This is a genomic window from Psittacicella melopsittaci (genome assembly GCF_003585925.1).
Taxonomy (GTDB): Bacteria; Pseudomonadota; Gammaproteobacteria; order Enterobacterales; family Psittacicellaceae; genus Psittacicella; species Psittacicella melopsittaci.
Genome location: NZ_NRJH01000076.1, coordinates 1 through 6,461, shown reverse-complemented (window position 1 = coordinate 6,461; position 6,461 = coordinate 1). Strand labels below are relative to the sequence as shown.

Sequence of the window (6,461 nt, the reverse complement as noted above, 5' to 3'; positions counted from 1 at the left end):
TCTATACTTGTAAACAACGTATCGTTGACACTGGTGGTCGTGTTGAAGCGTTCAAAAACCGTTTCAAAGGTTTCACTTCTAAAAAATAATAGTAATCTTTGTAAAGTAAAAGCACCTGGGTATAACTCAGGTGCTTTTATTCTATATTAAAAAGTTTATATTAACAAAATCAGCTAAATAGGTTATAATACTATTAATTTAGAGAAATTTTTAGATAGGTCTTAATTATTGATATAATTTTGAACCGCTTGTATATAACCTAATAATCAATACTTTAAGTTAAATAATGTACTTTTAACTAAGTAGCTAAAAGTTAATTAATTTATATGAGTTTAGATCTTTCCAGCTTACAACTAAAAGATATCAAATACCTTTTAGCTGTATACCGTATGAAAAGCTTTAGAAAGGCCGCTGATGTATGTGATGTTTCACAAGCAACTATAAGTGGTCAAATAGCTAAAATAGAGTCTATTTTAAACGTACAACTAATCGAAAGAAACTCAAGAACGATAAAATTTACCCCTAGCTCTAAACCTATTATTGAACAATTACAAAAAATTTCTGACGAGTTTAAAGTCTTATCAGACATGGCTTTTAATGAACAAAAACGTGGAGCACCAGAAGAAGCCAAAGGAGAATTTACCATTGGGGTTATTCCAACTTTTGCTCCGTTTTTTAATAGTGCAATTTTAGGTAAATTAAGAGATAAGTTTCCTCAGTATACTTTTAATAGTGTAGAGCTAACAACAAATAGAATTCGTGAAGAGTTAAAATATAATAGTTTAGATTTTGCGTTAGTTGCCAACCATCCTCTTGTCGAAGATATGAATACTGTATCTATTGGCGAAGATGAACTGGTTGCCCTAATAAATAGAGATAATCCTAATATCTGCACTGATGAAATCAATCTAGGCGATATTCAAAATAGTAAAATCTTTTTATTACAAGATAGTAACTGTTTAAGAGATCAAGTAATCGATATTTGTAACACCTCCCCAAATCCTGCACTAGGCATAGATGATTTAACTGATACACGTTACAATGCTTCTACTATTGACGCTTTAAAAATGATCGTACATCATAATATTGGCATAAGTGTAGTTCCTACTGTAAGTTTATTTTGCTCAACTCCGAGTCGAGCAAAAATTATTCGTATAGTTAATCATCCTAAACGTGAAATGTCTATGGTTTATGACCCAGAAAGCCATAATGCTAAGTTCTTTGAGAAAATCTCAAAAGAATTAGGGCGTATTTTTGAAAAAGAATACAAAAAATTGCGTTTAGAAGCCAAAGTATATAAACCTAGATCAAAATCATAACTTGAATTTCATTTAACTTTTACTACATTTAAAAAGCTTCAGGCAGTACCTGAAGCTTTTTTTAATAATGCGGTGGCGGTGTTTCTTCTGCTTGTGAAGCAATTTGAGTTTGATTATTTTGCGATTTTATATACTCAACCAAAACTTTTATACTTGCTTCTAAATCTCGAACGCGATTTTGTAAATCAATATAAGCTCCTTCGATTTTATCAAGTTCAATTTGTTGTTCGCCAACCAAATATTCTAAATTGACTATTTTTTCATTGAGATATATATTCTCTTGCTGTAATTCCAAAAGTTCTTTCATAGTTTTATAATAAAATTTCAATATATTATTAGTTAAATGATATAATATGATCTTGGCAAAGTAAATATAATTTCATTGCTAGAGGATAAAAGTTGATTATAATAAATTAACCTGTATATTCTCTATGTAAAAATTAATTTGTCATTAAATTTAGGAATAAATATGAAATTATTCGCAGGTAAAAGAAAAACTGCTTTAACATTATTAGCTGCGTCAGTTATCGCTTTAGGTACATTAACAGCATGTAATAAAGAAGATAACACCACAGCTGCAAGTAGTTCTACAACTACTCAAGCAGTAGCTAATAATCAACAAACAAACAATGAGGGTCAAACTGTGACAGCAACAGCAGAAGATTTAAAATACGTTAAACAATTACCACAATTAATGCTAACTGACTTAAAAACTCAATTAGGTTTAACTGATGAAGAGTTAAAAGCATTTGCTGAAGGTGTTAACGATTATGTAAATGGTAAAGCTACAGAATTATCACAAGAAGATACTCAAGCATTAATTACCTACTTAAATGGTCGTGCACAAAAAGTAATGACTGAAAACTTAGCTAAACAAGCTGAAGAAAACCGTAAAGTAGGTGCAGAAGCTATTGAAAAATTCTTAGCAGATAATAAAGATGCTGTTAAAGATGAAACTGGTTTTGCATACTTAATTGAAAAACAAGGTGACGGTGAAAAAGTTCGTGCAACTGACACTGTAAACGTTAAATATAAAGGTTCATTCGTAGATGGTCGTGTATTTGACCAAAACGACAAAGGTGTTGAATTCCCATTATCAGGTGTTATCCCAGGCTTTAGAGATGCAATCACTAAACTAAATGTTGGTGGTAAAATCATCGCTTACTTACCACCTGAGTTAGCTTATGGTGAACAAGGTAACCAAGCTATCCCACCAGCTTCTACATTAGTATTCGAAATCGAAGTAGTTTCAGCTAAACCTCAAGCAGCAGAAGCTCCAGCGAAAAAATAATAATACCAAGTCCTCCTCAAGTTAGGAGGACTTTTCTTTTGCCATAAAAAAACCTCTGAGTTAAAAACTCAGAGGATTAAATTTGTAAATTATTTTAATCTTGCATAATCTTCGGCAGCCTTATCAAAGCGACTTGCTATGTCAGGATCTACTTTAGAGAATACTGATGATAATAAAGTTACAAAAGCTGAAAGAATAAATGCAGGTACAATTACATATAACTCTGCTAAGTCATTCCAACCTAAGAAACTCATTAATGGACCCCATACAACTACGGTAATTGCCCCAGTTAACATACCTGCTAAAGCACCATTACAACTAATATTTCTGCTATATAAAGCTAAAATAAGTAATGGACCAAAAGAAGCACCAAAACCAGACCAAGCGTATTGTACTAATCCCATTACTGAAGATTCAGGATCTCTTGCAATCCAAATTGCAATAACCGCAATTACAACAATCATTGCACGACCTAGAATTACTAACTCTTTATCAGAAGCATTTTTACGAATAAAGCCATGATAGAAGTCTTCGGTAATTACAGCCGAGCACATTAAGAATTGTGCAGATAAAGTACTCATAATTGCGGCAAGAATCGCTGAAAGAACAATACCTACTACCCAAGGGTTAAAAATTGCCTTTGATAGTTCGATAAATACTGTTTCTGGTTGAATGTTAATTCCTTGCATTGTAAAGTAAGCAAGACCAAAATAACCCACGGCACATGCACCTAAAAGACAAAGAATCATCCAGGTAATACCTATGCGACGTGCTTTATTAATTGACTGTACAGAATCTGCAGCCATGAATCTTACTAAAATATGTGGTTGACCAAAATAACCTAGTCCCCATGCAAGTGAAGATATAACGCCAATTCCTGAAACATTAAATAACATGTTTGAATATGGAATATGGGTTACATTTGTTTTATCTATTAAAGCCTGAGTAATATCTCCCCATGAAAAATTCACTAGAATCATCACCGGAGCAAGTACAAGTGCAAAAATCATTAAGCTTGCTTGGATACAATCAGACCAAGAAACAGCAAGATATCCACCAATAAAGGTATAAATAATTGTGGAAAGAGCACCTAACCATAAGGCTACAGTATAGTCTATGCCTAGTAAGCTTTGGAATAATTTAGCTCCACCAACAACTCCTGAAGCACAATAGATGGTAAAGAAAAAGAGGATAACTATTGAGCTTATAATTTTAAGAGCTTTACCTTGTTTAGGGAATCTAACGGCAAAAAATTCGGGCAGTGTTAAGGCATTGTTGTAGTTTTCAGTGAATGTACGTAGACGTGTAGCTACAATACGATAATTGAAATAAGCACCGAGTGTTAAGCCTATAGCAATCCATGATTGAGAAAGACCAGTTAAGTAAATAGCTCCTGGTAAACCTAAGAGTAACCAACCAGACATATCAGTAGCACCTGCAGACATGGCTGTTACAAATCCACCCATCTTACGACCACCTAAAATATAGTCGTCAAAATTTTTCGTAGATAAATATGCTATTACCCCAATTCCCAAAATGATTAATAAATATAGGCCAAACGAAATATAAATTTCTAAATTTAGCACAACAAAAAAACCTCAAAATAAATTATAAATTAACACTTTTGGGAGTGTTCCATTTTACCTTAAAAGAAAGGTATTTTGATAATATACCAAATTTTTTTCTCAAAGTATATCCGAATAATAAACTTTTTTTAAAGTTTTATCTAAAAAAGAGCCACTTTTGTTGTACAGCAAAAAAAGTCCCACATTTAATGTAAGACTTTTTTTATGAAATTTATATTAGTTAACACCTTCTGGTTTAAATACAGGAACTACAGCACCATTGTATTTAGTTAAAATGAACTCATATACTTCTTTTGTATTTAAAGCTGCTTCTAAAGCTTTAATACGTGGATCATCTGCATTTGCTTTACGGTAAGCAATGAAGTTTGCATATGGACCAGTTGCTTCTACATACAATGCATCTTTAGTTGGGTTTAAATTCGATGTTAAAGCGTAGTTAGCATTGATTAAACCAAAATCTGCACTATTGTATACACGAGGAATATTTGCAGCTTCTACAGGTAAGAATTTATATCTATTTGGGTTTTCCGCGATATCTCTTTCTGTAGATAATAGTTTAGAAGGATCTTTTAATTTAATTAAACCTGCTTCTTGAAGTACTAAAAGAGCACGACCTTCGTTAGATGGATCATTAGGGATTACAAATGTTGCACCACGTGGAGCATCTGCTAAATTTTTATATTTTGTTGAGTAGATACCAAATGGCTCAATATGCACTTTGAATCCGCCAATAATATCTGTTTTATTTTGAGCATTATATGCATCTAAGTAAGGTTGGTGCTGATAGAAGTTAGCTAAAGCTTCACCTGATGATACCGCACGGTTTGGTAAAATGTAGTCTGTAAATACTTTAACTTCTAAATCTATGCCTTGCTTAGCTAGAATCGGTTTAACAAATTCTAAAATTTCTGCATGAGGTACAGGAGTAGCAGCTACAACTAATTTTTGGTTTGCTTGTGAAGCGGCAATAGTAGCAGCACCTAATGCCAGAGTAGTTAAAACTTTATAAAATTTCATAAATTGAATCCTCTTTTAAACTTGTTTTATTATATTGAATTAGATATACACTGTAATTTATTATTCAGCTGCTTTACATCCTGGGATAGGTTCATCTACTGGACAGAACACAGGGATTACCGCACCGTTATATTTAGTTAAGATAAAGTCGTATACTTTTTTAGTGTAAATAGCTTCTTTTAATTTTTGTACTGACTCAAGGTTTGCATTGTCTGGACGAGTTACTACCCAGTTTGCGTATGGAGAGTCATTTTTCTCAATCGCAATTGCGTCTTTTCTTGGGTGTAAACCTGCTGGTACAGCAAAGTTTGTATTGATAACATCTAAATCAACAGAGTCTAAAACACGTGGTAAGTTAGGAGCTTCAATTTCTCTGAATCGCAATTTTTTCGGATTTTCAAGAATGTCACGAACCGAAGCAGCGTGGATGTTTTCAATATCTTTTAGTTTAATTAAACCAAGATCTTGTAAAAGTAGTAAAGCACGTGCACCGTTTGTTGGGTCATTCGGGATAGCAACGATACCACCTTCGCGAACATCATGAACGTTTTTAACTTTATTTGAGTATACAGCTACAGGTGTAATGAAAATTGGGAATGCTGGTACTAAATTGTAGCCACGTTCTTTATTGAAAACTTCTAAGTATGGTAAGTGCTGATAGAAGTTAATGTCAACGTTCTTCTGATATACTACTACGTTCGGTTGTACGTAATCTGAGAACTCAATAACTTTAAGATCAATACCTTGTTTCTTTAAGTCATCTGCTACGAACTTAATCACTTCTGCGTGTGGTGTAACTGAAGCAGCCACTGAAAGTGTTTGGTTAGCGAAAGCTGATGTAACTGTTGCTGCTAATAAAGAAAAAGCTGTTGCTAATTTTGTAAATTTTTTCATATATAAACCTCTAATATCAAACTTGTATTTTATCTCTTTTAAGCTTTCGCTTAGTTCGTTTTCTTTTGTTGTATTTAGATTAACATAAAAAAAATAACTTGCCAAGCATTTTCAGAAAAAAATTTTAAAATATACGTAAATCATGCAAATTTTGCAAATATTTTAATGAATAGACACATTTGAGCACGCATTTTGTAAATTTTAAATCTAAAAATAAAGTAAAAAAATCTCTTTTTTTCTTCTAAAAATAATTTAATTACTCTATTTTTTTTATTTTTTTATTAATTTATTCGAATTATTTAATTAATTATTTAAGAAAAAATGCTTAATTAATTAAATAAAAAATTAGCATTT

7 protein-coding genes are annotated in these 6,461 nt (G+C 32.2%); 3 read left to right on the top strand and 4 right to left on the bottom strand.

The genetic code is table 11. From position 1 onward, the window contains the following. Both CJP74_RS08340 and CJP74_RS07675 read left to right on the top strand, forming a co-directional pair. Positions 1-89, top strand: an 89-nt coding sequence (locus CJP74_RS08340; RefSeq protein WP_222987032.1) for a 50S ribosomal protein L31, incomplete at its 5' end; no start/stop codon positions are given. Between the two features lie 237 nt (positions 90-326). Further along, entirely contained in the window at positions 327-1,319 is a 993-nt protein-coding gene (locus tag CJP74_RS07675) for a LysR substrate-binding domain-containing protein (RefSeq protein WP_119497911.1), read from the top strand. Between the two features lie 61 nt (positions 1,320-1,380). Here the strand turns inward: CJP74_RS07675 and CJP74_RS07670 are convergent, their stop codons facing one another. Further along, positions 1,381-1,626 carry a SlyX family protein gene (locus CJP74_RS07670; RefSeq protein WP_119497909.1) on the bottom strand — a complete coding sequence of 82 codons (246 nt, stop codon included), beginning with the start codon at positions 1,624-1,626 and terminating at the stop codon, positions 1,381-1,383. Positions 1,627-1,788: 162 nt separating this feature from the next. Between CJP74_RS07670 and CJP74_RS07665 the strand changes: the two genes are divergently transcribed. Then, positions 1,789-2,610, top strand: a complete 822-nt coding sequence (locus tag CJP74_RS07665) for an FKBP-type peptidyl-prolyl cis-trans isomerase (RefSeq protein WP_119497907.1) — start codon at positions 1,789-1,791, stop codon at positions 2,608-2,610. Between the two features lie 89 nt (positions 2,611-2,699). Here CJP74_RS07665 and putP read toward each other — a convergent pair whose 3' ends face one another. The 3 genes from putP to CJP74_RS07650 form a co-directional block, all read right to left on the bottom strand. Next, positions 2,700-4,196 (bottom strand): sodium/proline symporter PutP, encoded by a 1,497-nt coding sequence (putP, locus tag CJP74_RS07660; protein WP_119497905.1) that lies wholly within the window; start codon positions 4,194-4,196, stop codon positions 2,700-2,702. Between the two features lie 216 nt (positions 4,197-4,412). Further along, positions 4,413-5,213 carry a MetQ/NlpA family ABC transporter substrate-binding protein gene (locus tag CJP74_RS07655; RefSeq protein WP_119497903.1) on the bottom strand — a complete coding sequence of 267 codons (801 nt, stop codon included), beginning with the start codon at positions 5,211-5,213 and terminating at the stop codon, positions 4,413-4,415. A gap of 60 nt (positions 5,214-5,273) precedes the next feature. Then, positions 5,274-6,107: a MetQ/NlpA family ABC transporter substrate-binding protein gene (locus CJP74_RS07650; protein ID WP_119497901.1), complete on the bottom strand. Its 834-nt coding sequence runs from the start codon at positions 6,105-6,107 to the stop codon at positions 5,274-5,276. Between the last annotated feature and the right edge of the window lie 354 nt (positions 6,108-6,461).